Origin of the sequence: Kitasatospora sp. NPDC001527 (assembly GCF_040298605.1) — a bacterium.
Lineage (GTDB): Bacteria > Actinomycetota > Actinomycetes > Streptomycetales > Streptomycetaceae > Kitasatospora.
The window spans coordinates 24,019-50,096 of sequence record NZ_JBEPAM010000007.1; the positions used below are offsets into that span (position 1 = coordinate 24,019).

Sequence of the window (26,078 nt, forward strand, 5' to 3'; positions counted from 1 at the left end):
GTTCCGTGTCCCCGGGGACCGTTCCCGGCCCCGGGGCCCGCCGCACCGACCCTAACGCCTGCCCCGGCCGCCCCCGCCCGTGCGGCCGTCACCGCGCCGTCGGCCAGTGCCGGTCGGCGTCGTCCAGCAGGTACGGCTTGAGCCAGGTGTCGTACGCGCCGCGCCAGGCGCCCTTGGCGTAGTAGTCGTTGATCACCTGGTTCACCCGGGCCGTCAGGTCGGTGCTGTCCTTGAGCATCGCGACGCCCATCACGCCCGGCCGCACCTCGCCGTCCAGCACCTTGACGGTCTGGTCCTGCGCCGCCTGGCCGGCCGCCAGGCCGTCGTCGGTCATCGTCGCGTCGACCTTGCCCAACTGCATCAGCACCAGGCAGTCCAGGTTGTTCTCCACCGGCACGAGCTGCTTGAGCGGACGGGTCTTCAGCTCCTCCAGGGCGGAGGAGCCGGTCGCCGCGCAGGCGGTGGTGCCGTTCAGCGCCTCGTCGAGGCTCTTCGCCGGTGAGGTCCTGGGCACCAGGACCCGCTGGCTCGTGGTGAAGTACGGCCGGGAGAAGGCGATCTCCTGCAGCCGCTCGCAGGTGATCGACATGGTGCGCACGATGATGTCGACCCGGCCCTCCTTGATGAACTTGATCCGGTCGGCGGTCGGCACCGCCTTGAACACCACCTTCTCCGGGTCGCCCATGATCGCGGTGCCGATCGCCCGCGCGAGGTCGATGTCGAAGCCCTCCAGCCGACCGGAGTTGGGGTTGCGCGCGCCCCACCGGTAGCTGTTCAGGTCGATGCCGACGACCAGGCTGCGGCGGGCCTTGATGGCCTTCACCGCCGGCCCGTCCTCGGTGCTCGGCGGGACGCTCCGGTAGAGGTCGCAGCCGTCCGCCCGACCGGACTGCGCGTCCTGGTCCTGCTGGTCCTGCTGCGCCGCCACCGGTACCCGCGGCAGCGGCTCCGGCGCGCCGGCCGCGCCGCCCTGCCGCGGTCCTCCCGCGCCGAGCGCCAGCGCGCCGGTGGCCAGCAGCGCCAGCGCCGCCGCCGTCCGGGCCGCCCGCAGCGCCGTGCCGCGGCCCCGTCCCCGCTCCGTGGTCGTGCCCATCCCGTTCGTCCCCCTTCTACCGGTACTCGGCCAGTCGCCGGCCGAGGCCGCCCAGGGCCGCGGCGGCGGCCGCCAGGCCCAGGGCCGCGACCCCCGCGGCGGCGGTGCGCAGGTCCCCGTCGACGCCCAGCGCCTCGTCCCGGAACCGGCCCTCCTCCAGCAGGGCGGCGTGCGCCAGCTGCCGGTCGGCGGCGCTGAACGCGGCGTCGGCCGTCCGCGGCGCGTTCGCCTCCTCGGCCGTCACGGTGGCGTCCAGCGCGGCCTGGTAGTCGCCCTGGTTCTCCAGCGCGGTGGCCGCGGTGTGCCGTTCGTTCCACTGCTGGTAGTCGCGCAGCGCCTGGTCGACCGTGGCCCGGGCGTCCGCCGGGGCCAGGGCCTGGGCCTGGGCCAGGGTGCCGGCCGGCCCGCCGCGCTGCGGGTCGGTGGCGTACAGGTGGTCGGTGGTCGTCGACCACAGCTTGGCGTAGGCGGTGCTGGAGCCGCGCGAGACGTAGTGCAGGTTCTCCGCCAGCCGGGCGGTCAGCACGTCCACCCGGGCGGCGTTGAGCGCCCGCAGCGGCGCGGCCCCGTCGCGCTCGCCGCGCTGGAGCGCCGAGCCGGCGCCGGTCGCGCTCACGGTCAGCCAGAGCACCGCCGCCAGGACGGTCGCGGTGGCGGCCAGCAGCCCGATGTTGAACACCCGGTTGGTGCGGCGGAACAGCGTCAGCTGCACCCAGGCCAGCGCCAGCAGCGCCACCACCCCCAGCGCGTACCCGGCCCACGGGGTGGACCGGGCGTCCGCCAGGTCGTCGGCCAGCACCTCGTCCTGGGCGGCCGACAGCCGGGCGGCGGTCGGCAGCAGGACGGTGCGCATCTGCTCGGAGGCGTACCGCTGGTAGGCGCCGCCGAGCGGGTAGCCCTGCCGGTTGTTGGCCCGGGCGGTCTCCACCAGCCCGGCGTACACCGGCACCTGCTGGTTGAGCGAGGAGATCAGCTCGTGCAGGGACGAGGAGGAGTCGGTGCGGCCCGCCGCCTCCGAGATCAGCTGGGAGGCGTACCGCAGGTCCTCCTCGTAGCGCGCCCGGACCGTCCGCGGCTCGGCGCCCGCCAGCAGGAAGCCGGTCGCGGCGGTGGCGTCCGCGTCGGCCAGCGAACGGCTGATGTCGGCGGCGGCCTGGCTGAGCGGCTGGCTGGAGCGGACCACCCGCTCGGCCGCCGCTGCGCGGGCGTTCAGCTGGACGGCCGTCAGCGCGCCGAACGCGAGGGTCAGCACCGCGAGCAGCGCCCCGGCCAGCCGCAGCCGCCCCGGCGCCGTCCGCGTGGCCCGCCCCAGCCGGGCGACCGGGCCGCGCCGCGGCTCCACCGCCCCCGTGCCGCGGGATCGCGGCGCGGGCGGGCCCGGCCTCTCGATACGCACCGGTGTCGCCACCAGCCTCCCCCTCCCCAAGGGCCCGCCCCCCGTCTCCGGGGCCCGGCCGTTGCCAGCAGTATGGCCGTCACTTCCGGCGGCCACACCCGAGTTGCGCGGATCTTGAGCTGTGCGTCCCGACGCCGCACCCGGCGGGCGGTCCCCCGGTCCGGGCCGTCGCGGGGCGCGGGCCGGGCGGCGAACGGGTCGACGCGGACCGCACCCTACGCGGTTCCCCGGGCGCCACGGAGGGCGGGAGTCCGTTTTCCCGCCCGGGTGCCCCGGCACGGGCGGTTCGTGCGCCGGTGCGACGGCCGGCCGCTCCGTACGATGGCGGCATGCGTCTTCTGGGAACGATCTCCGCCGACCGACCGCTGCTCGTCGTCGCCGTCCGGGAGGAGGCCGCCCACCTCGGCGACCACCTGCCGGTGCTGCTCACCGGCATCGGCAAGGTCAACGCCGCCGCCGCGCTGGCCACCGTCCTCGCCGGGGGCCCGCACCCCTCCGAGGTCGTCAACCTCGGGACCGCCGGCGCCCTGCGCCCCGGCTGGGAGGGTACCCACACGGTGACCCAGGTGATCCAGCACGACCTCGACACCCCGACCCTCCAGGCCCTGACCGGCCGCGTCTACGGCGCCCCGCTGGTCGTCGGCAAGGGCGACGGCCCGGTGCTGGCCACCGGCGACCTCTTCGTCTCCGACCCGGCCGCCCGCGACCGCCTCGCCGAGCACGCCGACCTCGTCGACATGGAGGGCTACGCGGTCGCCACCGTCGCCCACCGGGCCGGCCTGCCGGTGCGGCTGGTCAAGCACGTCAGCGACGAGGCGGGCGACGGCGCCGGCCACACCTGGCGGGAGACCGTCGACGACTGCGCCCGCCACCTCGCCGACTGGCTGCACGCACAGGGCTGGTGACGGAGCGTCAGGTCGCCCGGCGGGGCTGATGAGGGTGGCGGTGTGGCCGATGACGCCACCGCCGCGAGCGGGCCCCTCACCGCCGTCGAGCTCAACTGGTTCCTCTGGGCCTACCCGGGGGGACGGCGCCGGGCCGTGGGGCGACGACGCGCCCTCACCGGGCGAGGAGACGGTGGCGGAGTCGGCCGCCGCGTACCGGGCGGCGACCGCCCGCGCCGACGAGGCGATCGCCTCGGCGGCCGGCCGGCTCGACCGCCCCGGCGTGCGCTCGCTGCGTCCCAACGCCGAAGCGCCGTCGATGCGTTGGCTGCTGGTGCACCTGATCGAGGAGACCGGCCGGCACGCCGGCCACGCCGACATCCTCCGGGAGCAGCTGGACGGTTCGGTCGGCCGCTGACGGGAGGCGGGTTTGACGGCCCGCCGACGATCGGTGGAATACTCCCCCGCGCAGTACCCGGTGCCGCTCCGGCGGCACCGGGTGTTTTTCATACAGGGGGAACAGAAGTTCATGTCATCGTCTGACAGAAATGTTGGCCGCCGTCGCACCGTGCGCACCGCCAGGACGGCCCTCGGGGCCTCGGCGCTCGCGCTGACCCTGCTCGGCACCGCGGCCTGCGGGCCCGACAACAGCTCGGCCGACTCCGCGGTGACCGCGGCGGCGGGCGCCGCCGCCGGGTCGAACCTCGGATTGCCGGCCAACCTCGACGATCTGAAGAAGTGGAAGTTCGAGGACTGGGAGAAGTGGGCGAAGGACTACGCCCTCCCGGCCGCCGCCAAGGGTTTCTGGACGCTGGACAAGCTGCTCAAGGCCAAGCCCAGGGAGCCGATCGCGCCGCCCGCGCCGCCCACGGCCGCGCCCGGGCAGCCCACCCAGCCGCCGGCGCAGCCCGGCGGGCCGACCCAGCCCGGTGCGCCGACCGCGCCGACGACCGCCCCGACCGGCAAGCCGCCGGCGGGCCAGCCGACCCAGCCGGGCCACCCGACGCCGCCGCCCGCGGCGCCGAAGCCGTCCGGCACGCAGCAGCCGGCCTCGCAGGCCCCGGCCCAGCCGCCCGCCCAGCCCGCGCAGCCGTCCCAGCCGTCGCAGGCCCCGGCCCAGCCCGCGCAGCCCGCCGACAACGGCAACGACCCGCTGCCCAGGACCGTCAACGCCCAGCCCCTCCCGCACCCGTACACCAAGCCCGGTGTGCACGGGAAGCTGTTCGCCGACGAGCCGGGCAGCGGTGCCGACGCCGCCGCGGGCCTGAACCACTACCAGTGCTCCGCCACCGTCGTCGCCGACCCGGCCCACCCCGGTAGGAGCAACCTGGTGTGGACCGCCGGCCACTGCGTCCACCAGGGCAAGGGCGGAAAGTACTACAGCAACATCTCCTTCATCCCGGCCTTCAACAGCACCGGCGCGCTGAGCGGCGGCAAGCGGGCCGAGGAGGCCCAGTACGCGCCGTTCGGCGTCTGGAGCGCCACCCAGGCGGTCACCTCCCCGCAGTGGAAGGCCGAGGGCGGCGACGGCGGCTCCCCGGCCACCCACTACGACTTCGCGGTCATCCGGGTGCAGCCCGCCGACGGCGCCAAGTCGCTGGAGGAGACGGTCGGCGGCGCGCTGCCGGTCTGGTTCAACGCCCCGCGCGACCAGCTGAGCGTCACCGAGTACGGCTACCCGGCCGCCCCGCCGTTCGACGGCATGGAGCTGAACCGCTGCGAGAGCGGCAGGCCGACCCGGCTGTCGTACGACCCCGCCCGCCCGCCGATGCTCACCATCGGCTGCACCATGACCGGCGGTTCCAGCGGCGGCGGCTGGCTGGCGGTGAAGGACGGCAAGCCGGCGCTGGTCAGCAACGTCTCGGTCGGCAAGCACACCGGTGACCCGAAGTTCCAGGCCGGACCGTACCTGGACGACGTCGCGGCCGGCGCGTACGACTTCATCTCCAGGAAGGGCTGACCGCCCTCCGGCGCCGCCGCCCCCGCGCACCCCTCGTGGTGCGCGGCGGCGGCGGCGCCCCGGCCCCTTCCCGGCTCAGTCCGCGAACGCGGCCAGGTCGAGCGCGGCCAGCCGGTCCGGGTCGCTGAGCACGTCGATCGCCACGATCACGCCGTCCACCACGGTGAACGCCATGACGGAGACCGCCCGGCCGTTGGCGCCGATCACCACCACGCCCGCCGCGCCGTTGACCAGCGCCGGGCGCGCGTACGGCGACAGGCCGCGGAACATGACCGCCTGCCCCGCGACCGTCCGGGCGCCCAGGAGCACCACCGGCCTCCGCTCCCGGCCGGCGGTGCCGTCCGCCCGCAGCACCACCTCCGGGTCGAGGACGGCGAGCAGCGCGTCGAGGTCCCCGGTGCGGGTGGCGGCGAAGAAGGCGTCGACGGCCACCCGCTGCCGGTGGAGGTCCCGGTCCGGCGCGGGCGCCCGGCCCTGCACCTTGCGGCGGGCCCGGCTGGCCAGCTGGCGGGTGGTGGCCGTCGTCCTCTCGATCAGCGGGGCGATCTCCTCGAACGGCACGGCGAACAGGTCGTGCAGCACGAAGGAGACCCGCTCGGCGGGGGAGAGCGACTCCAGGACCACCATCAGCGCCAGGCCGACCGAATCGGCGAGCAGCACCTCCTGCTCCGGGTCCGGCGCGTCCGCCCGCCCGATCAGCGGGTCCGGTATCCGCGGGGGAGGCTCGGCGCCGCCCGCCCCGGACAGCGCCTCGGTGCGCGCCTCGAACGACTCCTCGGCGCGCTGCGCCCGCGAGCGCAGCCGGGTGAGGCAGAGCCGCCCGATCACCGTGGTCAGCCAGCCGCCGAGGTTCTCCACCCCGGAGGTGTCCGTGCGGTCGTAGCGCAGCCAGGTGTCCTGGACGGCGTCCTCCGCCTCGGCGAGCGAGCCGAGCATCCGGTAGGCGACGGCCCGCAGGTGCGGCCGGTGCGCCTCGAAAAGCCGTGCGGATCCGGCGGCCAGATCTTTCTCGTCCACCCGTGTCACATTCCTTCGTCGCCGACAGTCAAAGCTCCGGAAGCACGCAACCTAGCGGCTCCACCGGAGGCCCGGCGTCCGGCCGGCGAAGGAGAGACGATCATGACGAACCCGACCAGCCCCGCGAACCCGACCGGCGCCCCCGTCCTGGTGACCGGCGGCACCGGCACCCTCGGCCGGCACGTGGTGCCGCTGCTGCGCGCGACGGGCCGGGAGGTCCGGGTGCTCACCCGCAACGCCCGCCCGGCCGCCGACGGCGTCACGTACCTGCCCGGCGACCTGATGACCGGCGAGGGCGTGGACGCGGCCGTGGCCGGCGCCGAGGTGGTGCTGCACCTGGCCGGCGACGCCAAGCACGACGAGGCCACCACCCGCACCCTGGTCGCCGCCGCCCGCCGGGCCGGGGTGCGGCACCTCGTCTACATCTCGGTGGTCGCCGCCGACCTGGTGCCGCTCGGCTACTTCCGGGCCAAGCACGCCGCCGAGCGGGCCGTCGCCGAATCGGGCGTCCCGTTCACCACGCTGCGCGCCGCCCAGTTCCACGACCTGACGCTCAGGACGGCCGCCGCGATGGCCAAGCTGCCCGTCGTCCCGGCGGTCAACGGCATCCGCTGGGAGCCGGTGGACGCCCGGGACGTCGCCGAGCGCCTGGTCGAGCTGGCCCTGGACGCGCCCGCCGGGCCGGTCACGGACCTCGCCGGCCCCGCCGTGCGCTCGCTCGGCGACCTGACCCGCGACTACCTGGCGGCGGCCGGCAAGCGCCGCCCGATGCTGCCGCTGCGCGCCCCCGGCAAGGTCGGCCGCTGCTACCGCGAGGGCGTCAACCTGGCCGGGCCCGGGGCCGACCGGGGCGCCCGCACCTGGGAGGCGTTCCTCGCCGAGACCTTCCCGGCGGGCGCGCGGGCGGGCGCCACCGGCCGGGTCAGGACCAGCTGACGGTGGCCGGCTCGCCGGTCTTCGCCGCCGTCACCACGGCCTCGGTGGTGACCACCTTGGCGAAGCGCATCGCGTGCAGCACCGTCCGCGTGGCGCGGGCGAGTTCGGCGGCGGGGACGGTCACGCCGTCCGGGCCGGTCTGGTCGAAGGCGTGCATGGCGTCGACCGGGAAGACCGTGTCGTAGCCGAGGTTGCCCGCCATCCGGGCCGTGGTCTCGTTGCACACGTTGGTGATGATCCCAGTGATGACGACCTGCCGGGCGCCCCGCTCCTGGAGCCAGGCGTGCAGGTCGGGGGTGCCGTAGAACGCGCTGTTCACCGTCTTGGTGATGTGCAGGTCGGGCGTCACCGCCGCCACGAAGTCCTTCAGCTCGTAGCCCGGCGTGCCCTTCGCGAGCGGCCCGGCCGCCGAGGCGTGCTGGACGGTCACCACCGGGCGTCCGGTGGCCTGCCACACGTCGATCAGCTCGCCGATCCGCTGCTCGGCCCCGGGGTTGTCGCGCTCGCCCCAGAACGCGGTGTCCTCGAAGCCCTTCTGGACGTCGATGACGACCAGGACGGCGTCGGAGTCGATGGTGAGCGGGGCGTCGAAGGCGCTGGTGTTCGTCATGCGTCCATCCTGCGGCGGGACCGGACGGCCGCGTGAGCGGCAGTGGAGCCACCCATCGATACGATCCTGCCATGCGGGTGGTGGGGTGTGTGATCTTCGACGGTGTCCGGCCTTTCGACTACGCGGTGATCGGCGAGGTCTGGGCCAACCGGGCCGGCCGCCCCGGCGTGCCGGCGTTCGACCTGCGGATCTGCGGGCCGGAGGGCGCCCGGGTGCGCTTCGACGGGGGGCTGGAGCGCGTCCCGGACTTCGGGCTGGACGCGCTCGCCGACTGCGACCTGGTCGTCGTGCCCGGCATGCAACGGCCCGAGGAGCCGTCCGACCCCGCCGTCGTCGCCGCCCTGCGCGCCGCTCACGCGCGGGGCGTCACCCTCGCCTCGCTCTGCGCGGGCGCCTTCCTGCTCGCCGAGGCCGGCCTCCTCGACGGCCGCCCCGCCACCACCCACTGGGCCTTCACCGACCGGCTCGCCCAGCGCTTCCCGGCGGTCGACGTCCACCCGGAGGTGCTGTTCACCGGCGAGGGCGGGCTGTGGACCTCGGCCGGGGTGGCGGCCGGCATCGACCTCTGCCTGCACCTGGTCCGCGCCGCCCACGGCGAACGGGCGGCGGCGGCGATCGCCCGTGCCATGGTCACGGCGCCGTTCCGTTCGGGCGGCCAGGCCCAGTTCATCCCCTCCCCGGTCCCGCGGCCGACGGCGGCCGACGACCCGCTCGCCCGGGTGCGCACCGAGGTCCTGCTCGCCCTCGACACCGCCTGGACGGTGCGCCGGATGGCCGCCCTGGCCGTGATGTCCGAACGCACCTTCGCCCGCCGCTTCGCCGCCGCCACCGGCACCACCCCGCTGCGCTGGCTGCTCGACCAGCGCATCCTCACCGCCCAGCGCCTCCTGGAGGACACCGACCTCCCCGTCGACGTGGTCGCCACCCGCTGCGGCTTCTCCTCCGCCGTCTCCCTGCGCCCGCCCTTCACGGCCCGCCTGGGGGTGCCGCCGAGGGAGTACCGGCGGACGTTCCGGGGGCGGGACGGCGGCTGACCGGCGGTAACTGTTGATCAGTCAAACTCCCTCATGCCGCGACGACTTGGCGCTACCATGCAGCGATCGAAGTCCTGGGAGTCGGATTGAACGCCTTTCCTTCAGAAGCCGAACGGCGCGCGAGCGAGGCCTGCGAACTGCCGGCCTTCGGCGGCCTCAGCCTGGCGCAGACCAGGAGGGACCTGGGGGAACTCCTCGGGAAGATCGGCGGCTTCGGTTTCTTCGACGAGTACACCAAGCACGACATCACGCACATCGACGCGATGCTCGGCAAGCTGGACTGGCTGGTCACCCCGAAGACCCGGGAGGCGATGACCCCGGCGGACTGGCTGCTCGCCGTGCTCGCGGTCTACTTCCACGACCTGGGCATGCTGGTCACCAAGAGCGAGTACGAGCGGCGGGAGGAGTCGGACTTCCCGCAGTTCCGTCAGGAGGCCCTCACGGCCTCGGACTCCGACGGCCGGGACTACCTGGCCCGGCTGGACGTGCTGAGCCCGGAGGAGCGGGAGAAGTTCCTCTACCAGGAGTTCGTCCGCCACCACCACGCCGCCCGGGTGCGGAAGTGGATCACGGGGGACTGCTCGCCGAACCTGGGGGCGACGGAGACGGTCGTCACGGAGATCCAGGACCTCCTCCGGCAGGTCGAGCCGGTCTTCCGGGCGGACCTCGCCAAGGTGTGCGAGAGCCACCACCTGGACGACCTCTACGACGTGAAGAAGTACCCGATCGAGCGCTACTACGGCTCGTCGCAGCGCGAGCGGGCCAACGTCCAGTTCGCGGCGATCCTGCTCCGCTCGGCCGACCTCCTGCACATCACGCGGGACCGGACCCCGTCGGTGGCCTTCCGGGTCTTCAACCCGATGGACCCGATCAGCCAGAACGAGTGGGCCAAGCAGGGCGCGGTCCGGGCCGTCGTCGCGATGAAGGGGTTGGACAAGGACGGCGCGCCCTGCGAGGACGCGCCGCAGGACACCGTCGCCGTCCACGCGAGGTTCACCGTCGAGAACGGGTTCTTCGGCCTCACGTCCTACCTGAAGTACGCGGAGGAGCAGCTGCGGCTGAGCCACACCTGGGCGCAGCGCTCCAACGCGAAGGAGGGCTCGAAGTACTTCTTCCCCTGGCGCGCCGTCGACACGAGCAACGTGGAGGCGGAGGGCTTCCTCACCGAGCCCTTCCAGTTCACCATCGACCACCAGAAGGTCCTGGACCTCCTCACCGGCCACACGCTCTACAACGACACCAACGTGGTGCTGCGGGAACTCCTCCAGAACTCGATCGACGCCGTGCGGCTCCAGCACGGCGCCCGCTCGCCGGAGCTGGGGAGGGTCGAGGTCCACTGGGACAGCGCCGGGCGGACGCTGGAGATCCGCGACAACGGCACGGGCATGACCCAGAGCGTCATCGAGAACAACCTCCTGCGGGCCGGCTCCAGCCGCTACCAGGACCCGGAGTTCCGCAAGCAGAACCCCGACTTCAACCCCATCAGCCGCTTCGGCATCGGTGTGCTCTCGACCTTCATGGTGGCCGACCAGGTGGAGATCATCACCTGCCACCCCGAGGAGGAGAAGGCCCGGCAGCTGTCCCTGCGCTCGGTCCACGGCCAGTACCTGGTGCGCACGCTGGACAAGAACCAGGACGTCCCCGAGCAGATCCGCCCGCACGGCACCATCGTGCGGCTGACCCTCCGGCCGAGCGCCGAGCTCAAGAGCGTGACCGATACCGCTCGATACTTCGTGGTCCTGCCTGCGTGCAAGGTCACGATCCAGGAGAACGACGGAGCCGAGCAGGAAGTCGGGTATTCGTCCGTCGGAGAGGCGCTGCGCGGCTCGATCGCGCGGTCGAACCCTGCCAGTGCTCGGGACATTGAACAGGGAAAGCTCAGGATCGTCGAGCGCAGTATCGAGAACATGTCCATCGCGTATGCCCTTCAGTGGAACGAGCATTTCCGGGAGTGGATGTTCCAAAGGGCTGCGGAAAGCTCTGCGGCGGGCGTCTGTGTTGCTGGAATTCGAGTGGAGTCCGAGACGCCAGGATTCCGAGGCGTAGGCCCTTTCGTCGCGCTGGCCAACACCTTCGGAGACGGTTCTCCGCGTACCAATGTCGCACGGTCGGCGCTGGAGCCCACCCCGGAGCGGGACGGATTCATTCGGGCCTGCTATGTGGCCTATTGTGACCATGTTTCCGAGGAGATCGAACTGCTTCAGTCGGAGCGTGGCCATTCGATCACCTGGGCGACGCAGGAAGCGGCTTTCATTGCCGGTCCGCTGATGCGTCGCGGGCAGGCGGTTTCGCTCTCGATGCTTCGGGAGGAGCTTCGGCGTGTTCCACTGTTCCTCATTGAGGAGGGTGGCGCGAGAAGAAGTGTCTCGATGGATGATCTGCGCGCACTGCCGGAGATCGAGACCCTGGAGAGCGCGGTGACCGACAATGTGGAGTCCCTTCTCCGGGAGCTGCCCGGAGTGACGTCGGAGTCGGTCTTCAGGTTGAGCGGTGTGCAGCCGAAAGAGGGAATCACGTTTCTTTGCACACGCCTAGGAAAATTTGCGGAGATCGACGAGATGTTCCTGGAGGACTGGGAGGTCGGTCGGGCGCACGGTGATATCGAGAATAGAATGTGCAGTGTCAGGTGGGTGAGAAGAGGGGAAGAGCCCCGTTGGGTGGACACGCGCCTTGTGCGAAATCTCCTGGAAGTCTTCGACAGGGGGAGCGAAGGGTACAGCAACCCCTCGGAGGTCGTTTTGATTCCGTCGCAAAGTGTAGTGGAAGACGGATTTTCCAGGAGCATGAGGGGATTCATTGTAGGCAACAAGAAATACCTCTTGTGCGGTCATCCCTGGCAGGAGATGGTGGATGACATCCTGGCCGCGCAGACGGAGGATTCGAATGATCGGCTTTCGCTGCTCTGCTGGCTGATCTCCCATCGGATCCACAGTGCTGAAGCTCGACCCGGTCCGCGGAGGCCCATGTCTGTCGCCGAGCTGGAAGAATACGTGCGGCGGGAGGGTCTTGCTCGATTGGTTGACTGGAAGAAGTTCGCTGCGATCTCTCGGTCCGAGGATAGTGCGGTGGAGTTCTTCGACATCAGAAAATGGCAACGGCACGGGGGGCGGTAGTGGCAACTGCGGGGGACGGGGACGTCGCGCGGGTCGATCCGCGGGTCACGGTGGCGGGGGATCTGCGGGCCGTGCGGTTGCCCGATCTGTCGGGGGCGGCGGATCTGCGGGTCGGGCTGCGGGAGTTGTACCTGTGGGTGGAGGCGTACGCGGTCGAGTCGATCAACTGGTACACCAAGGAGAAGGTGGCCAAGGCGCGCTGGTCGAAGTTCCTGCGGCTGGCGGCCGTGGTCAGCATCGCCGGCGGGACGGTGACGCCGGTGGTGGCGGTCGGGATGGGGTGGGCGGGGGAGTCGATCTGGGGGTACGGGCTGATCGGGCTCGGCGCCTGCTTCGTGGCGATGGACCGGGTGTGCGGGTACTCGTCCGCGTGGATGCGGTACGTGTCGACGGCGATGTCGCTGAACCGGCAGCTGGTGCGGTTCCAGGCGTTCTGGCCGAGGATCGAGGCGCGGTTCGCGGCGAATCCCACCGATGAGGAGTTCGCCGTCGCGGCCCAGGAACTGTCGCGGTTCGTGGACGAGTTCGCGCTCCTGGTGGAGAACGAGACGATGATGTGGGTGGCCGAGTTCCAGAGCCACCTCGTGCAACTGGAGTCCGGGTCGGTGCCGGCGCTGCCCTCCCAGCCTTCGCGCTAACGGGTCCCGCCGGCCTCGATGCGGGGGGTGAGGCCGTCGAGGAGGGTGGTGAGGCCGAGGTCGAAGAGGGCGTCGAGGTCGAGGTCGTAGCCGTCGCCGAGGTCGGCCATCAGGCGGGTGAAGACGGGGAGGCGGGTGGCGGCGGCCGGGGCGTCGAGGGCTGCGAGGCGGGTGTCGGTCCACTGGTCGCCGGTGAGGCCGGTGGTGGCCTGGGCCTGGGTCTCGCGTTCGAGGTTGACGGCGATGCCCTCGATGTAGCTGTAGAGCAGCACGTGGATGTCGAGCGCGGCCGTGGGGGAGAGGCCGTGGCCGTCGAGGGCGGCGAGTGCCCACTCGGCGTGGGTGAGCAGGTTGGGGAGTATCAACGGGCGGGTGACGGGGCTGAGGTGGGCGAGCCAGGGGTGGCGGCGGAACAGCGTCCACAGGGTGCGGGCGCCGAGCTCCAGGCGGGGGCGCCAGCCGGCGGGCGGGTCGGCGGGGTAGGCGGCCTCGCCGAAGGCGGCGTCGGCGATGAGCAGGACGAGTTCGTCCTTGCTGGTGACGTACCGGTACGCGGACATCGCGGAGACGCCGAGCCGGGCGGCGACGGCGCGCATCGAGAGGGCGGCGAGCCCTTCGGCGTCGGCGATCTCCAGGGCCGCGCGGATCAGCCGGTCGCGGCTGAACTCGGCCGGCGGGGGCGCGGGCCGGGGCTCCGGGGCCGGGGCCGCGGCCACCACGGTGCCGATCCGGGGGCGGGCCTCCACCAGGCCCTCCAGGCGCAGCACGGTGAGCGCCTTGGTGGCGGTGGCGAGGGCGACGCCCCAGTCCTGGGCGAGCCGCCGGTTCGAGGGGACGCGCTCACCGGGGGCGAGTTCGCCGTCGGCGATCCGGCGCCGGAGGTCGGCGGCGATGCGCCGGAAGGGCGGTTCCGTCTCGGGGGCCATGTGCGGTCCTTCGCGCCGTCGCGGTGGCTGTACTAGCGCAGACGCTACCAGGGACGATCACCGCGCAGGGCCTGCTGTACTAGCTCAGAAACGGCTCTGACCTGCGGTTTCATGGCTTGCGCGGAGCTGTATGTACGTCGTACATTCAGCTCGCTCGCGGCGTACGGACACGCCGTGCGAACACCCAGGGGGAGCCCTCGTGCAGAACGTCCTCGTCTCCGGCGGCGGCATCGCCGGCACCGTCCTCGCCCACTGGCTGGCCCGCCGCGGCTTCGCCCCGACCGTCGTCGAACTGGCCCCCGCCCCGCGCTCCGGCGGCCAGGCGATCGACATCCGCGGCACCGCCCTCGACGTGATCGCCCGGATGGGCCTCACCGAGCAGGTCCACGCCGTCCGCACCCGGATGCGCGGCATGTCCGTCCTCGGCGCCGACGGCGCCGAGGTGCACCGCTCGACCGAGACGACCTTCAGCAGCGGCCGGCTCGACGGCGAGGACGTCGAACTGCTGCGCAGCGACCTCATCGGGATCCTGCACCGGCACGCCCCGGACGGCGTCGAGTTCGTCCACGGCGACAGCGTCACCGCGCTGCGCGAGGACGAGCGCGGCGTGCACGCCTCCTTCGCGCACGGGCGGCCGCGCACCTTCGACGTGGTGGTCGGCGCCGACGGCCTCCACTCGCGCGTCCGCCGGCTGGTCTTCGGCCCCGAGGAGGACTTCCTGCGCCCGCTCGGCACCCACCTGGCGATCTTCGGCGCCGACAACTTCCTCGGTCTGGAGGACTGGCAGGTCTGGCAGCGCGACGGCGACGCCGGCTACGGCGTCTACCCGGTGCGCGGCAACCGCGAGTTGCGGGTCTGCTTCGGCTGGGCGCACGACGCGCCCGCCGAGCGCGACCAGGAGGCGGCGCGCAGGCTGGTCGCCGAACGGATGGGCGCGCTGCGCTGGGAGACGCCCCGCCTGCTGGAGGCGCTGCACCGCTCGACCGACTTCTACGCCGACGTGATGGCCCAGGTCCACCTCGACACCTGGTCCGCCGGCCGCACCGTCCTGCTCGGCGACGCCGGCTACTGCGCCTCCCCGCTCTCCGGCCAGGGCACCAGCCTCGCCCTGGTCGGCGCCTACGTCCTCGCCGACGAACTCGCCCGGGCCCGCGCCGCCGGCGACGAGGAGCCCGGCGCCGCCTTCGCGCGCTACGAGCACCGGCTGCGCCCGTTCGTCACCCTCAACCAGGCCCTCGCCACCGAGAACCCGGGCGGCCCGGCGGCCGAGGAGTCCGTGGAGCGGGCGAAGAACGCGATCGCCCTGGACGCCGCGTAGGCCCCCGCGCCGGGGGCGGGGCGGGGTGCGCGTGCCGGGCACCCCGCCCCGGCCCGATACCCTTGGGTTTCATGACCGAGGTATCCCGTCCCGTCCGCGTCCGTTTCGCTCCGAGCCCCACCGGCATGTTCCACGTCGGAGGTGCCCGCTCGGCGCTGTACAACTGGGCGACGGCACGACAGCAGGGCGGTGTCTTCGTCCTGCGGATCGAGGACACCGACGCCGCACGCAACAAGCCCGAGTGGACCGAGGGCATCATCAGCGCCCTCGCCGCGATCGGCATCCACGAGGGCGACCCGGGCTTCGAGGGCCCGTACTTCCAGTCCGCCAACGCCGACAGCCACCGCGCCGCCGCCGAGAAGCTGTACGCGGCCGGCCGCGCCTACTACTGCGACTGCACCCGCGAGCAGGCCGCCGAGCGCTCCGGCTCCGCGCAGACCGGCTACGACGGCTTCTGCCGTGACCGCGGCCTGGACTACGCGGAGGGCCGCGCGCTGCGCTTCCGCACCCCGGACGAGGGCACCACCGTCGTGGTGGACCTCATCCGCGGCGAGCCGGCCTTCCCGAACTCCGCGATCGAGGACTTCGTGATCGCCCGCGGCGACGGCAGCCCGGTGTTCCTGCTGGCCAACGTGGTCGACGACCTGGAGCAGGGCGTCACGGAGGTCATCCGCGGCGAGGAGCACCTGTCGAACACCCCGAAGCAGCAGCTGCTGTGGGAGGCGCTCGGCGCCACCCCGCCGGTCTGGGCCCACCTGCCGGTGATCGTCAACGAGAAGCGGCAGAAGCTGTCCAAGCGCCGCGACAAGGTCGCGCTGGAGGACTACCTCGCCGAGGGCTACCTGCCCGAGGCGATGGTGAACTACCTGATGCTGCTGGGCTGGGGCCCGAAGGACGACGTCGAGATCCGTCCGTACGCCGAGCTGGAGCAGCTGTTCCGGGTGTCGGACGTGAACGCCGCCTCCGCCTTCTTCGACGTGCAGAAGCTGCGCTCGTTCAACGGCGAGTACATCCGCGCCCTGTCGGTGGACGCCTTCACCGCCGCCTGCGCGCCGTACCTGGCCGCCGACCGCGCCCCGTGGCCGGCCGAGGCCTTCGACGCCGCGGCCTTCGCCGAGCTGGCCCCGCTCGCGCAGTCCCGGATCGCGGTGCTGGGCGAGATCGTCGAGCAGGTCGACTTCCTGTTCCTGGCCGAGCCGGTCCGGGACGAGCAGTCCTGGGCGAAGGCGATGAAGAACGCCGACGTCGCGCTGGCCCTGCTGCGTACCGCCCGCGAGAAGCTCGCCGCGCTGGAGTCCTTCGAGGCCGCCGCGCTGAAGGCCGAGCTGGAGGCCGTGGCCGCCGAGCACGGGCTGAAGCTGGGCAAGGCGCAGGCGCCGATCCGGGTCGCGGTCACCGGCCGCACGGTGGGCCTGCCGCTGTTCGAGTCGCTGGAGGTGCTGGGCCGCGAGCGGACCCTGGCCCGCCTGGACGCGGCGGCGGAGCGGCTGGCCGCCTGACGGCAGCGCTTCTCCGAGGGCCGTACCCCGCAGCCGTTGCGGGGTACGGCCCTCGGGCGTTTCCGGGGCGGGAATTGACCCATGATTCCGCTCCGGAAATGCCCCTCTCCCCGGGTCTCTGGCTTGCCTAGAGTGATCATCACAAGGTCACGGCAGGGGAGCCGGGACCGCCCGAGACGGGGAGACCGATCGTGAACACCAACCAGGCCAAGCCGCTGCTGACCCGCGCCACCACCGCCGAGACCACCAGCGACCCGAGCAGCGTGATGACCCTGCTCGCCGACTGCGGCACCGACGGCAGCCCGGTCACCAGTTACCGCTCCACCTTCGCCGAGGGCGCGGTCGGTGCCCCGGCCCACTTCCACACCCGGGCCTCCGAGCTGTTCTTCGTGATCGGCGGCTCGCTCCAGGTCCTGCTGGACGACAAGGTGGAGTTGCTCGGCGCCGGCGACCTCCTGCTCGTCCCGCCGCACACCCCGCACGCCTTCGCCGCGGCCCCCGGCTCGCGGGCCGACGTCCTGTTCGTCTTCACCCCGGGCATGCCGCGCTTCGACTACCTGCGCCTGCTCGGCCGGGTGATGCGCGGCGAGGCGAGCCCGCAGGAGATCAAGGACTCCTCCGAGCTGTACGACAACCACTACGTGGACAGCCCCCTCTGGCGCGCCACCCTGGAGGCGGCCGCCACCGCCGGTGCGTGACGCGGACGGCGGCGCGGCGGGGTGACCGTCGACTGACCGGTCCCGGGACCCGAACGGGGTGGGGGGCCCTGCGCCCCGGTCAGGCGGCCCGGATGCCGCTCAGGAGCATGGGCAGGGACGCACCGCTGTCGAGCGCCGTCATGGCCTGCTCGACCCGCCGGTGCTGGTCCGGCGCCATCACGGATCCCAGCTCGGACCGGCCGATCCAGCACAGGTCGGTGATCTGGTCCGGCGGCGGGAGGTGGTGCCCGACGCGCGTCTCCTGCTCGTCCGTCACGGTCCCGCCGTGGTAGACGAAGTTCAGTCCCTCGGGGTACTGCCGGGCCTCGACGTAGTCGATGGCGAGGACATCCCGGAGCGGCAGGATGAGCCCGGTCTCCACCTCGACGTGTCGCCGCGCGGCGAGGTGCGGCAGCTCGCCCCGTTCGGCGCTGCCGCCCGGAAGCAGCAGACCGCGCTTGTACGTGGTGGCCACCAGCAGGACGGCGCCGGCGGGGTTGAGGATGAGGGCCTGGTGGCCGATCCGCCGGCCGGGCGGGTTGGCAAGAATCTCGTCCGTCATGGCTCGCTTTCGGGTGCTGGTCCTGCCGTGCTACCGGGGCAGCCGGTAGCACGGCAGGGGATTGGATGGGGGCGACCGCTCGGCAGCCGGCTGTCACGGCTCCGCTCCCCGTCTGCGCAGCCACTTGTCCGACACCGGCAGAGCACTGACCGCGCCGGCCGCGAAGACGAAGAAGACGACGAGGAGCCACGGTCCGAGAGGGCCGTTCCCGATGGGCCAGCCGACCGCCAGCGCGACAAGCGCGCCGGCCACGACCACGGCCAGATGCACCGCCGGTCCGATGACGCCGAGTCGCGGCGGCTTCCGGTGCTTCACGTGACCGCTCCGATCGTTCCCGAGGTGCGCGGCCGGCTCGGGTGCTGGACCGCGACGAAGCGCGGCGTGTCCAGCGGCTGGACGTCCTCGGGCCTGGTGGTCCACTCAAGGTGAGTCACCTCGCAACGGAGGTAGACCTTCCTTTTGATGATGTCCATGTAGATGCCCTCCGTCGGCCTCCCGGTCGGCCCCTCGCGGGCCAAGTCGGCTACGACTTCTCCGACTTGAGGGCGGTGGATGGGCTTTCCGGGCTGTGAGGGCATGAGGGTCTCCAGGGGGTGCGCCGGGGGAGTGTCAGACGGTGACGAGCTTCGGGGCCCGGCCGAAGGTGAGGTCGGTGAAGCCGGGGGCGGGGGCGATCAGGGCCCAGACGAACTTGCCGATGCCGGCGGCGCGGGGGCAGCAGCCCCAGCGTTCGGCGAGTTCTTCGACGAGGAGGAGGCCCCGGCCGTGTTCGGCTTCGGGGGAGACGGTGGGCTGGAGGGTGGGGCGGCCGGTGCCGGCGTCGTGGACTTCGAGGCGGAGACGGTCGGCGATGACGGCGAAGCGGATCTCGATGAGCCGGTCCGGTGGCGCGGCGCTGTGCCGGACGGCATTGGCGAAGAGCTCGCCGAGCAGCAACTCGCCGATGTCGGCGTACCGTTGGCCCTGCGGCATCCCGGCGAGATAGGCGCGGAGGATGGCGCGGGCGAGGGGGGTGGATTCGGTCCGGGGAGTGAGTCGGGTGGCGAACTCGCGCGGCCGGCGACAGGGCATGGGGACCTCCGGGGGTGAGGGGGGATGGAACGGGCGCGCGAATGGGCGCGGGAATCACGCTGTGCAAGCGAATGACTCCGTTCCGACATCAATGATCGGGGATCCCGGGTACGGTGGCGACCAAATTCGTAGTGCAGCAGCCCAGCGCACAAGAGGGGTGGCGGACGTGTCACATCGGAAGGCGGACGCGGGACCGACGGCAAGCCCGGCGAAGCTGTTCGGCGAGGCGTTGCGGTTCGCCCGGGAGCGGGCGGGCCTCACCCAGGAGGCGTTGGGGAAACTCCTGCACTGCGACCGCACCGTGGTGACGCGGTACGAGGGCGGCCACCGGCCCATGCCTCTCGACACCGTCATGGCCTGCGACGAGATCCTTCAGACGGGTGGCATGCTCCACCTGCTCTGGAAGCGGGTCGACTGGCAGGCGGACGTGGAGCACCCGGACTGGTTCCAGAAGTACGTGGACTTGGAGGGCGAGGCGCTGGCGATCCGGGTGTACCAGTACGCCCGAGTCAATGGTTTGTTGCAGTGCGCGGACTACGCGCACGCACTGTTCCGGGCCGGGATGGACAGGGGCAATCCGACGTTGCTCCAGGAGCGCGTGACCGCGCGCATGAGTCGGCAGAAGCGGCTGCTCGGGCCCGACGGTCCGTTGCACATCGCCGTTTTGGATGAGAGCGCGATCCGTAGTGCCTTCGGCGGTCCGGATGTGATGCGACGCCAGATGGAACACCTGCTGGAGGTTGGCCGGCGCCCCAACATCAGCATTCAGGTGGCGCCCTTCGGTAGCGTTCCGTGCAGGCGTCCCGCCACGTCAATGTTCCTGATGGAGATGCCGGATGGCAGCGAGTGGCTCTACTCGGAGAGCCTCTATCGCGGGCACTTCAGCGATTCGCCGTCGGTCGTCGCCGAGCATCGGGGTGACTATGATCTGCTGCGCGGACACGTACTCTCGGTGAGCGACTCTCGGGCGCTGATCGCCGATGCGATGGAGGAGTACCGGTATGAGGAGCGTCGATCTCAGCGCGGCGGTGTGGCGGACGAGCAGCTACAGCGCAGATCACGGGGGCGAGTGCGTAGAGGTGGCTCTCGCGTCCCCTACCCCCGGCGTCGTTCCGGTGCGTGACTCCAAGGACCCCTCCGGGCCGGTCCTCCTCTTCCCCTCCGCCTCCTGGCAGTCCTTCCTCACCTCCCTCCGGGACGGCTCCCTCCCCGTTGGTTAGGAGCACCCCCGAGGGTGGGCTACTATTTACCCATCACCCAGTTGCGCGGGTGGCGGAATAGGCAGACGCGCTGGATTCAGGTTCCAGTGCCCGAAAGGGCGTGGGGGTTCAACTCCCCCCTCGCGCACACAGAGAACGGCCGGTCGATCCTCGGATCGACCGGCCGTTCTGTTCTTCAGGCCCGGAGGAACACCACGCCCGCCACGGCTACCGCCGCGAGCACGGCGACCGCCAGGACGTGGACGGTCACGGCCCACTTCTCCGAGCGCTGCTCGGCCGCCCGGTCCAGCGTGAAGTCGGCCGGGTCGGCAGCCGTGCAGTGGACCGTGACGTCACGGCCGTACGCGCCGGCGGGGTCCGGGAGGTGCGACGTGCAGTGGGCCGTGACGGCGGTGCCCTCGCGGGTGGTGAACGACACGACCGGGGTGATCGTGGTCGTGGTGTGGCCGTCGTCCTGGTCGACGCTGACGTCCTTGAGGACCGCGACGACCCGGCCCGGCACGGTCTCCATCGCGGCCAGCCGGCCGAGGCGGTCGTTCCTGGCGCGCACCGCCCCGGGCAGCTGGACGGCGCCGAGGACCGCCAGCGGCCCGCCGGAACCGATCAGTGCCCACGGCCACCCCCGGTCGACCGCGGCGAGGACCACCAGCCCGACGTAGACCAGGAAGAGCGCGCAGCTCGGCCGGCCCAGCCCGCGCGAGGGCTCCTCGGGGGCGTTGGAGAACCGGTAGGCGTGCGGGCGGCCCCGCGGATGGCTGACCCCGATCTCCCGTCCCTCCCACGCCGCGGTGATCATCTCGCCGCGCTCGCCGTCGTTCGTCACGGTGACCTCCTGCCCGGAGGCCGGGTCGCGGTAGGAGACCACCACCGATATCCCGCCCTGCCGCGACCCGCCGTGCCGTGGTGCCCGCACCCGCTCGATCCGCCCCGTGAGCCGGACCGTCCGCTGCGCCTTGGTCAGGCCGGCCAGCGACATGCCGAACCCGAGCAGGGCCGCCGCGCCCCACACCGCGCACCACAGCAGCAGCGACCCGTGCCACCCCATCCGCTCTCCTCCGGCCGATCCGATCCGGTCAACTGGTCAACTGCCGTTGCGCCGCAGTACGTTGCCCTGGCCGTCCGCCTCCAGGACCCCCGTGCCCCGGTCGCCGGTCACCGTGACCCTGAGCGTGAGCGGGCCGGTGACGCCGTCGGCGGTCAGCTGCCAGCTCCGCGGGGAGCCGGCGCCGAGGGTGGCCCCGGCGTCCTCGACCAGCGCGGCGACGCGATCGAAGGGCAGCGCGAGCGGGTCGAACCCGGCGGTCCGCACGCCCGTGGGGGAGAAGACGACCGTCAGCAGGCGCTCCTGCACGACGACGGTGAGTGCCTGGCGCTGCTCCCCGTCCTGCGTCAACGACTCGACGGCCTTGCGCAGTTCGCCCTGGTCGAGCATGGACCGGCCCGGACCGAGGGCGACCGTACCGGTTGCCGACGTCACGGTGGTCGTCGACGACGAGGAGGTGACGGACGGCTCCGGGGCGGCGCCGCCGGCGTCGGGGCCGAACAGGTCGGCGCGGAACAGCAGGAGCACGGCGGCCGCGCCGAGCAGCAGGCCGAGCAGGGTGAGGACCCCGCCGGCGCAGCCCTGCGGGGCGTCGTCCGTCATGGCCGGACCGGGCGCCGAGTCCAGGTACGCGCCGGCCGCCCGCTCCTCCCACGCCGGGGTCGGCCGTTTCACGATCCGCACCTTCCACGGCCGTTCCGGCTGGTACTCGACCACCACGATCCCGCGCGGCCGGTAGTCGGGAAGCTCGACGAGGTTGATGCCCTGCCGGAACTCGACGCGGTACGCGGGCCCGTCGTCCGGAGCGACGGTCAGATCGAACCGCACCGGCACGTCACTGGCGTCGCCCCCGAGGGCCTCCAGGCTCTCGATCATCGCGAGCGCCGTGCGCGGCACGACGGCCTTCTCGCGGGCGCGGCGCGGCAGCGTGCAGAGGTGGCGGAGCAGGCCGTAGGCCGCGGGCAGAACCAGCCCCGTGACGATCAGCGGCGCCTTCCCGACGGCGCACCCGCTGATGAAGGCGGTCAGCGACACCCCGATCACGCCGCCCGTCAGGAACCCCAGGGCGAGGCCGCCGGGCGTGGTGTGCGTGGGTGGCGCGCCCGCGGCGATCGTCATACGGCTGATTGTGCACGGCCGGGGTGACGGCCGACAGGGGAACGGCCCCCCGCGCGGGCGCAGGGGGCCGTCGGTGGCTACCGGCCGCCGGTCACTGGGTGACCGTGCGGAAGAGCCAGTGGAGCCGGGCGGTGGCGGCTCCGGGGAGGGTGATGGTGACCGTGTCGACCAGCGTGCTGCGGGTCAGGTCGAGGTGTTCGTAGGGGCTGGAGAAGTTGGACAGCAGCGTCCCGTTCGGGCCGTCGTCGGTCTTGCACCACAGGTAGCCGTTGTCGTTGGAGCGGTAGTCGCCCATCGTGACGAAGTCGCCGTTCCGCGGAGTCCCGGGGTGGGCCGCCGTGGAGTTGACGTACTGGCGGCCGTAGACGAGGTAGAAGCAGTTGTCGTCGCCGTCCGGTCCCGCGGAGATGGTGCTGAACCGCTGGTGGTCCCCGTGCGAGTCCGAGGCCAGGTAGACCGGGTAGGGCGCGGTCTCCAGATCGTCGACCGAGAGCGCCGGGGCCGAGCCGCCCGCGTCCGTCGCGACGATCTCGGTGAGCCCGGTGCTCTCCTGGGGGTCCTGGAGGAACCAGCGCTGGGAGGCCGAGCCGTTCCGGTCGAGGCCCACGACGCCGAGGCCGGGGCCGAGGTCCGTGAGGAACTGACGGGTGACGTAGTTCTGCAGGATCCAGGTGCCGTCGCCCTGCGGGACCGGCTGCCAGAGCTGGTCGAGCGCCGGGTTCGGCCACAGCACCGTCCGCGCGTCGCGGGCTCCGCCCTCCTGGCCGAGGTAGCGGCCGGCGTAGGGCACGTTGGCGTGGAACAGGCGGTAGTAGCCGCTGTACTCCGGGTCGGGCGACAGGCTGAACACCTGCGAAAGGATGCCGGCCCGGTTGACCGGCTGGTCGCTGACCGCATGGGTGCTGCTGCCGGGGGCGGCCACGTTGGTGGTGGCGGCGTTGCGCAGCACGGCGGAGCCCGGTACCGGCACCGTCACCGACTGGGACCTCGGCGGGTTCGGCAGATTGCCGACCTCCATCACGACCGGATAGTGGTCCGACAGCAGCACGCCGCCGGCCCGGTTGATTCCGAGGACGGTGGGATTCGCGTTGCCGACGGGAACGGCCGCGTAGTCGAGGACGCGGTCGGGGGTGTTCGAGCCCAGCCGCCGGAGGGTCGGATGGGTCGGCAGCGCCGGGGCGTGCACCATGAACTCGCCGGCGACCGCGGTGGCCAGCGACGTGTCCGGTGCGGTCGGGTCGGCCGGGGGCAGCGGCGCACGGTTGTAGTCGCCGAGGGCGATCCAGGGCAGCGGAGTCCCGTTGGGGCCGGCGGTGGCCATCCGCGTCCGGATGTTGCGCAGCAGGTCGGGGTCGTCGCCACCGCTGCCCGAGAGGCCGTGCACCGTGAAGTACACGACGCCGTCGACGTTGACGCCGAGCGCGGGCCGGCCGACGGAGCCGCTGTACAACCCTGCCTGGACGACGTACACGTTCTGGGGCGGGACCTGGTAGCGGGTCATGACGGCCAGGTTGACCCGGCCCGTCGGGCTGGTGGCATTGGTGTCCGTGTGCAGCCAGTACAGGTAGCCCTGGGGCCTGGCGGCCGTTCCCCCGTACCGGTACTCGCGGACCGGGGGTGCGGAGGCGGTCCAGTCGAAGAACACCGGCGGGTTCTGCGGGATGTCCTGCGAGAACGTGGCGCCGTTGGGCGGGGCGCCGGCCTCCTGGAGGGCGATGATGTCGGCCCGGTTCTGCCGCGCCAGCTGGTTCACTCCCAGCGTGTACTTGCTCTCGTAGGAGGCGGCGTCCTCGCCCGTCCCGCCGCTGGTGCCCGCGCCCTGCATGTTCCAGGTGGCGATCGTGCGGCGGTTGTTCGCGCGGGGGTCGAGATCGCCGCCGGTGTCCCGCAGGAACAGCGACGGCCGCTTGCCGACGTCGGTCGGGACGACGCCCTGGCCGCTGTAGTCGAGGGTCTCCCGGCCGCCCCAGTCGGGGATGGTCTGGCCGCCCTGGGCGAGCGGCTGGAACCGGCCCGGTGCGCCGGTGGCGGAGCCGAACTGGAAGGCGGTGCCGGACTGGGTGCCGTAGGGCGCGTACGGCAGGTAGGCGCCGCCCGGGGTGGTCTGCTTGACCATCGTGTTGTTGTAGAAGACGTTCTGCGGGCCCGAGGAGCCGGACCACTTGACCGCCTTGGGGCCCGCCGCCCACCAGATCGGGTACCACGTCCCCTCGTCGACCTCGCCGCCCTCGCCGCCGCAGTTGGTCTCGCAGCTGCCCGAGCGGTGCTCGTACGGGACCCGCAGGGTGTTCTGCTCGAAGAGGTTGTTGTGCTCCCAGCCGCCGTGCAGGTTGAGGTCGGAGTCGAGGTCGTTGCGGAAGGCGACGTTGCCGCTGGCCGACCACTGGAAGGTGAAGTGGCGCAGGTTGCGGCTGAGGTTGTAGGCGTAGAGCGAGTCCCAGACGCGGCTGCCGCGCAGGTAGCCGTTGCCGCCCTTGCCCTTGTTCCAGGCGCCGTCGAAGCTGTTGCGCTCGATCTGGACGTTGCGCGCGTCCTCGGTGACGATCGGGTGCGAGCCGGTCATCTCGGCCTTCAGCCCGCGCGCCCAGTCGTTGGCGGCCCACTTGAAGACGATGCCGTGCATCGCGTACTCGGGCGCCATGTTGCCGTAGCTGTGCACGGCCTGGGCGGGGGTCAGGCTGTACGTGCCGCCGCCGATCTTCGGCAGGCCGTTCATGTCCTGGGTGAAGGCGAAGTCCTCGAAGCCGACGCCCTGCACCACCTTCAGCGGGGTGACCTTGCTGGCGTACGGCTTGTCGCCGAGCGCGGTGGAGCCGTCCGAGGTGGAGTCGACCGGCAGGTCCCACTCCAGCGGGCGGTCCAGGGTGACCGTCTTCGCGGCGGCGTCGATCGCGTTGACCCGGAACATCTGCTGCCGCATGTGGAGGTTGTCCATCTGGCTGCGGTCGGAGACGCCCTGCTGCTCGTAGAACTTGACGCTGTTGGCCGCGCCGACCCAGACGTAGCCGCCCGGGGAGAACTTCTTCATGTCGGCCTTGGGGTCCAGCTGCACGACGTCCTGGCCCTGCCGGCCCGCCCAGCCGGGGTCGGCCGCCTTGGCGGCGACCTTGATGCCGGAGGCCCAGTGCTGGTTGACGCTGCCCTCGAAGATGTCCTTGCGGTTGGCGGGGGCGGCCGCCCAGTCGTCCTGGTAGCGCTCGGCGATGTCGCGGGTCTGGACGCGGAACAGGCCGCGCCCGGGCCAGATCCAGCCGCCGGTGCCGACGTCGCTGCCGCTGCCGGCCTTCATGCTGTCCTGGTCCCAGCGGCCGTTGACCAGCGTGTCGTAGCGGGTGTCGGCGTCGGGGCGGAACACCAGGCGGGTGCCGCCGGTGCCCGAACCCTGGCCGCGCAGGACGAGGTAGTCGGCGTCGACGTAGATCTGCCGGGTGATGTCGATCCGGCCGGCCGGGAGGGAGATCAGCGAGAGGCTGTTGAAGTTGGCGTTCGGCGAGCAGGTGGCCTTGATGTCGTCGACGGCCTTCTGCAGGCCGGTGGTGTCGTCGGCGCCGTCGTCGGCCCGCACGCCGTACGTGGTGGCGAGCACGTCCGGGGTGAGGCGGCAGGCGGCGTTCCCGGTCAGGTCGCCGTTACCGGGCAGCGCCTGGCCGCCCCGGAATCCCGCGCGCGACCAGTCCGGCATGCCGGCGGGCGGGCTCGTGCGGTTGGCGAAGGTCAGGTCCGGCCCCTCGGCGCCGGGTCCGGCCGTCACGGCGGTGGCCGGTGCGGGGGCGGCGTCGGCGGCGGGGGCCGCGGCGGAGAGCGCGGGGAGGGTGAGGGGGAGCAGCAGGCCGGCGAGCAGCGCGGCCCCCGGTCGTAGGCGTTTCATGGGATCTCGTTTCGGTGTCGTCGCGGGGCTCCCGGGCCGGGGGGCACACCGGGAGGGCGCACGGGAACGCCCCC

24 protein-coding genes and 1 tRNA gene are annotated in these 26,078 nt (G+C 72.5%); 13 read left to right on the forward strand and 12 right to left on the reverse strand.

Features of this window, described 5'->3' with window-relative positions:
* Nucleotides 1–88 precede the first annotated feature (88 nt).
* Nucleotides 89–1,093 (reverse strand): glutamate ABC transporter substrate-binding protein, encoded by a 1,005-nt coding sequence (locus ABT238_RS09450; RefSeq protein ID WP_350567250.1) that lies wholly within the window; start codon nucleotides 1,091–1,093, stop codon nucleotides 89–91.
* A gap of 16 nt (nucleotides 1,094–1,109) precedes the next feature.
* Complete coding sequence (locus ABT238_RS09455) at nucleotides 1,110–2,489, reverse strand: GlnX family signal transduction membrane protein (RefSeq protein WP_350756351.1); 1,380 nt, start codon at nucleotides 2,487–2,489, stop codon at nucleotides 1,110–1,112.
* Between the two features lie 329 nt (nucleotides 2,490–2,818).
* Between ABT238_RS09455 and ABT238_RS09460 the strand changes: the two genes are divergently transcribed.
* The 3 genes from ABT238_RS09460 (at nucleotide 2,819) to ABT238_RS09470 (ending at nucleotide 5,333) form a co-directional block, all read left to right on the forward strand.
* On the forward strand, nucleotides 2,819–3,394 hold the full coding sequence (locus ABT238_RS09460; protein ID WP_350567254.1) for a nucleosidase: 576 nt from the start codon (nucleotides 2,819–2,821) through the stop codon (nucleotides 3,392–3,394).
* Between the two features lie 172 nt (nucleotides 3,395–3,566).
* Nucleotides 3,567–3,791: a mycothiol transferase gene (locus ABT238_RS09465; protein ID WP_350756353.1), complete on the forward strand. Its 225-nt coding sequence runs from the start codon at nucleotides 3,567–3,569 to the stop codon at nucleotides 3,789–3,791.
* 150 nt (nucleotides 3,792–3,941) lie between these two features.
* Complete coding sequence (locus ABT238_RS09470) at nucleotides 3,942–5,333, forward strand: trypsin-like serine peptidase (protein ID WP_350756355.1); 1,392 nt, start codon at nucleotides 3,942–3,944, stop codon at nucleotides 5,331–5,333.
* A gap of 75 nt (nucleotides 5,334–5,408) precedes the next feature.
* Here the strand turns inward: ABT238_RS09470 and ABT238_RS09475 are convergent, their stop codons facing one another.
* Nucleotides 5,409–6,350, reverse strand: a complete 942-nt coding sequence (locus ABT238_RS09475; protein WP_350756357.1) for a sigma-70 family RNA polymerase sigma factor — start codon at nucleotides 6,348–6,350, stop codon at nucleotides 5,409–5,411.
* A 102-nt stretch (nucleotides 6,351–6,452) separates the two neighbouring features.
* Here ABT238_RS09475 and ABT238_RS09480 point away from each other — a divergent pair, with 102 nt between their 5' ends.
* The gene (locus ABT238_RS09480; protein ID WP_350567262.1) at nucleotides 6,453–7,286 is read left to right on the forward strand and encodes an SDR family oxidoreductase; all 834 of its coding nucleotides are present in this window, start codon (nucleotides 6,453–6,455) and stop codon (nucleotides 7,284–7,286) included.
* Here ABT238_RS09480 and ABT238_RS09485 read toward each other — a convergent pair.
* On the reverse strand, nucleotides 7,273–7,896 hold the full coding sequence (locus ABT238_RS09485; RefSeq protein ID WP_350567264.1) for a cysteine hydrolase family protein: 624 nt from the start codon (nucleotides 7,894–7,896) through the stop codon (nucleotides 7,273–7,275). The two genes, ABT238_RS09480 and ABT238_RS09485, sit on opposite strands and share 14 nt — an antisense overlap.
* A 71-nt stretch (nucleotides 7,897–7,967) precedes the next feature.
* On the opposite strand from ABT238_RS09485, the gene ABT238_RS09490 reads away from it, so the two are divergent.
* From ABT238_RS09490 to ABT238_RS09500, 3 genes are all read left to right on the forward strand, one after another.
* Nucleotides 7,968–8,930 (forward strand): GlxA family transcriptional regulator, encoded by a 963-nt coding sequence (locus ABT238_RS09490; RefSeq protein WP_350567266.1) that lies wholly within the window; start codon nucleotides 7,968–7,970, stop codon nucleotides 8,928–8,930.
* An 86-nt stretch (nucleotides 8,931–9,016) separates the two neighbouring features.
* Nucleotides 9,017–12,043 carry an HD domain-containing protein gene (locus ABT238_RS09495; protein WP_350756359.1) on the forward strand — a complete coding sequence of 1,009 codons (3,027 nt, stop codon included), beginning with the start codon at nucleotides 9,017–9,019 and terminating at the stop codon, nucleotides 12,041–12,043.
* 71 nt (nucleotides 12,044–12,114) lie between these two features.
* Entirely contained in the window at nucleotides 12,115–12,681 is a 567-nt protein-coding gene (locus ABT238_RS09500; RefSeq protein ID WP_350567271.1) for an SLATT domain-containing protein, read from the forward strand.
* Here ABT238_RS09500 and ABT238_RS09505 read toward each other — a convergent pair.
* Nucleotides 12,678–13,607, reverse strand: a complete 930-nt coding sequence (locus tag ABT238_RS09505) for a GntR family transcriptional regulator (protein WP_350756361.1) — start codon at nucleotides 13,605–13,607, stop codon at nucleotides 12,678–12,680. The genes ABT238_RS09500 and ABT238_RS09505 overlap by 4 nt on opposite strands.
* 199 nt (nucleotides 13,608–13,806) lie before the next feature.
* On the opposite strand from ABT238_RS09505, the gene ABT238_RS09510 reads away from it, so the two are divergent.
* The 3 genes from ABT238_RS09510 (at nucleotide 13,807) to ABT238_RS09520 (ending at nucleotide 17,122) form a co-directional block, all read left to right on the forward strand.
* Nucleotides 13,807–14,925, forward strand: a complete 1,119-nt coding sequence (locus ABT238_RS09510) for an FAD-dependent monooxygenase (protein WP_350567277.1) — start codon at nucleotides 13,807–13,809, stop codon at nucleotides 14,923–14,925.
* Nucleotides 14,926–15,050: 125 nt separating this feature from the next.
* Complete coding sequence (gene gltX / locus ABT238_RS09515; RefSeq protein WP_350567417.1) at nucleotides 15,051–16,424, forward strand: glutamate--tRNA ligase; 1,374 nt, start codon at nucleotides 15,051–15,053, stop codon at nucleotides 16,422–16,424.
* 191 nt (nucleotides 16,425–16,615) lie between these two features.
* On the forward strand, nucleotides 16,616–17,122 hold the full coding sequence (locus ABT238_RS09520) for a cupin domain-containing protein (RefSeq protein WP_350756363.1): 507 nt from the start codon (nucleotides 16,616–16,618) through the stop codon (nucleotides 17,120–17,122).
* 79 nt (nucleotides 17,123–17,201) lie between these two features.
* On the opposite strand, the gene ABT238_RS09525 is transcribed toward ABT238_RS09520, so the two are convergent.
* The 4 genes from ABT238_RS09525 to ABT238_RS09540 all read right to left on the reverse strand — a co-directional run bounded on the left by ABT238_RS09525 (nucleotide 17,202) and on the right by ABT238_RS09540 (nucleotide 18,755).
* Nucleotides 17,202–17,684, reverse strand: coding sequence for an NUDIX domain-containing protein (locus tag ABT238_RS09525; protein ID WP_350756365.1), 483 nt, complete (start codon nucleotides 17,682–17,684; stop codon nucleotides 17,202–17,204).
* 93 nt (nucleotides 17,685–17,777) lie between these two features.
* The gene (locus tag ABT238_RS09530) at nucleotides 17,778–17,999 is read right to left on the reverse strand and encodes a hypothetical protein (protein ID WP_350567284.1); all 222 of its coding nucleotides are present in this window, start codon (nucleotides 17,997–17,999) and stop codon (nucleotides 17,778–17,780) included.
* Nucleotides 17,996–18,118, reverse strand: a complete 123-nt coding sequence (locus ABT238_RS09535; RefSeq protein ID WP_350756367.1) for a hypothetical protein — start codon at nucleotides 18,116–18,118, stop codon at nucleotides 17,996–17,998. Before ABT238_RS09535 ends, ABT238_RS09530 begins: the two co-directional genes overlap by 4 nt.
* Before the next feature lie 175 nt (nucleotides 18,119–18,293).
* Nucleotides 18,294–18,755: an ATP-binding protein gene (locus tag ABT238_RS09540; RefSeq protein ID WP_350567290.1), complete on the reverse strand. Its 462-nt coding sequence runs from the start codon at nucleotides 18,753–18,755 to the stop codon at nucleotides 18,294–18,296.
* Nucleotides 18,756–18,921: 166 nt separating this feature from the next.
* Here ABT238_RS09540 and ABT238_RS09545 point away from each other — a divergent pair, with 166 nt between their 5' ends.
* From ABT238_RS09545 to ABT238_RS09555, 3 genes are all read left to right on the forward strand, one after another.
* Nucleotides 18,922–19,878, forward strand: coding sequence for a helix-turn-helix domain-containing protein (locus ABT238_RS09545; protein ID WP_350756369.1), 957 nt, complete (start codon nucleotides 18,922–18,924; stop codon nucleotides 19,876–19,878).
* A complete protein-coding gene (locus ABT238_RS09550) occupies nucleotides 19,835–19,975 on the forward strand; it encodes a DUF397 domain-containing protein (RefSeq protein WP_350756371.1) in 141 nt (46 codons plus the stop codon). Before ABT238_RS09545 ends, ABT238_RS09550 begins: the two co-directional genes overlap by 44 nt.
* 43 nt (nucleotides 19,976–20,018) lie before the next feature.
* Nucleotides 20,019–20,102, forward strand: a tRNA-Leu gene (locus ABT238_RS09555).
* A gap of 48 nt (nucleotides 20,103–20,150) precedes the next feature.
* On the opposite strand, the gene ABT238_RS09560 is transcribed toward ABT238_RS09555, so the two are convergent.
* The 3 genes from ABT238_RS09560 to ABT238_RS09570 all read right to left on the reverse strand — a co-directional run bounded on the left by ABT238_RS09560 (nucleotide 20,151) and on the right by ABT238_RS09570 (nucleotide 26,004).
* Nucleotides 20,151–21,020 carry a DUF3592 domain-containing protein gene (locus ABT238_RS09560; protein WP_350756373.1) on the reverse strand — a complete coding sequence of 290 codons (870 nt, stop codon included), beginning with the start codon at nucleotides 21,018–21,020 and terminating at the stop codon, nucleotides 20,151–20,153.
* A 36-nt stretch (nucleotides 21,021–21,056) separates the two neighbouring features.
* Nucleotides 21,057–22,136, reverse strand: a complete 1,080-nt coding sequence (locus tag ABT238_RS09565) for a hypothetical protein (protein ID WP_350756375.1) — start codon at nucleotides 22,134–22,136, stop codon at nucleotides 21,057–21,059.
* Nucleotides 22,137–22,227: 91 nt separating this feature from the next.
* Nucleotides 22,228–26,004, reverse strand: a complete 3,777-nt coding sequence (locus ABT238_RS09570) for an endonuclease/exonuclease/phosphatase family protein (RefSeq protein WP_350756377.1) — start codon at nucleotides 26,002–26,004, stop codon at nucleotides 22,228–22,230.
* Nucleotides 26,005–26,078: the final 74 nt, after the last annotated feature.

What these genes read in the sequence shown, in the direction of transcription:
- ABT238_RS09450 (WP_350567250.1), bottom strand. Translation starts at nt 1,093, where the DNA reads ATGGGCACGACCACGGAGCGGGGACGGGGCCGCGGCACGGCGCTGCGG.
- ABT238_RS09460 (WP_350567254.1), top strand. Translation starts at nt 2,819, where the DNA reads ATGCGTCTTCTGGGAACGATCTCCGCCGACCGACCGCTGCTCGTCGTC.
- ABT238_RS09480 (WP_350567262.1), top strand. Translation starts at nt 6,453, where the DNA reads ATGACGAACCCGACCAGCCCCGCGAACCCGACCGGCGCCCCCGTCCTG.
- ABT238_RS09485 (WP_350567264.1), bottom strand. Translation starts at nt 7,896, where the DNA reads ATGACGAACACCAGCGCCTTCGACGCCCCGCTCACCATCGACTCCGAC.
- ABT238_RS09490 (WP_350567266.1), top strand. Translation starts at nt 7,968, where the DNA reads ATGCGGGTGGTGGGGTGTGTGATCTTCGACGGTGTCCGGCCTTTCGAC.
- ABT238_RS09505 (WP_350756361.1), bottom strand. Translation starts at nt 13,607, where the DNA reads ATGGCCCCCGAGACGGAACCGCCCTTCCGGCGCATCGCCGCCGACCTC.
- gltX (WP_350567417.1), top strand. Translation starts at nt 15,051, where the DNA reads ATGTTCCACGTCGGAGGTGCCCGCTCGGCGCTGTACAACTGGGCGACG.
- ABT238_RS09525 (WP_350756365.1), bottom strand. Translation starts at nt 17,684, where the DNA reads ATGACGGACGAGATTCTTGCCAACCCGCCCGGCCGGCGGATCGGCCAC.
- ABT238_RS09540 (WP_350567290.1), bottom strand. Translation starts at nt 18,755, where the DNA reads ATGCCCTGTCGCCGGCCGCGCGAGTTCGCCACCCGACTCACTCCCCGG.
- ABT238_RS09560 (WP_350756373.1), bottom strand. Translation starts at nt 21,020, where the DNA reads ATGGGGTGGCACGGGTCGCTGCTGCTGTGGTGCGCGGTGTGGGGCGCG.
- ABT238_RS09565 (WP_350756375.1), bottom strand. Translation starts at nt 22,136, where the DNA reads ATGACGATCGCCGCGGGCGCGCCACCCACGCACACCACGCCCGGCGGC.
- ABT238_RS09570 (WP_350756377.1), bottom strand. Translation starts at nt 26,004, where the DNA reads ATGAAACGCCTACGACCGGGGGCCGCGCTGCTCGCCGGCCTGCTGCTC.